Origin of the sequence: Aeromonas sp. HMWF017, assembly GCF_003061465.1 — a bacterium.
Taxonomy (GTDB): Bacteria; Pseudomonadota; Gammaproteobacteria; order Enterobacterales; family Aeromonadaceae; genus Aeromonas; species Aeromonas veronii.
The window spans coordinates 17,936-18,349 of sequence record NZ_QAJD01000084.1 but is presented as its reverse complement, the minus strand read 5'-3'; the positions used below and the strand labels follow the sequence as shown (position 1 = coordinate 18,349).

General features: G+C 67.4%; 1 protein-coding gene. It reads right to left on the bottom strand.

Annotated elements, in window-relative coordinates; genetic code table 11:
• The coding region (locus DBR30_RS21865) for an aldehyde dehydrogenase family protein (RefSeq protein ID WP_258224345.1) at window positions 1-414 on the bottom strand (414 nt) is incomplete at both ends.

The window sequence follows — 414 nt, the reverse complement described above, 5'->3', positions numbered from 1 at the left end:
GCTCGGCAGGCTTGGCGATCACGGTGTTGCCGGTGGCCAGCGCAGCAGAAATTTGGCCGAGGAAAATCGCCAGCGGGAAGTTCCACGGGCCGATGCAGACAAACACCCCGCGCCCCTGCAGGAACAGCTCGTTCTGCTCGCCGGTGTAGCCAGGCAACAGGGTCGCCTGCCCCATCAGGCTGCGGGCCTGCACCGCGTAGTAGCGGCAGAAATCGACCGCTTCACGCACCTCGTCGATGCCATCTTGCAGCAGCTTGCCCGCCTCGCGGGTACAGAGGGAGACAAACTGCTCGCGGTTCGCTTCCAGCAGGTCCGCCAGCTTCTCCAGCGCCGCGGCCCGCTCGCTCACCGGGGTTTCACGCCAGCGCGGGAAGGCGGCGTGGGCGGATGCCAAGGCCTGCTCCACCGCCTGCT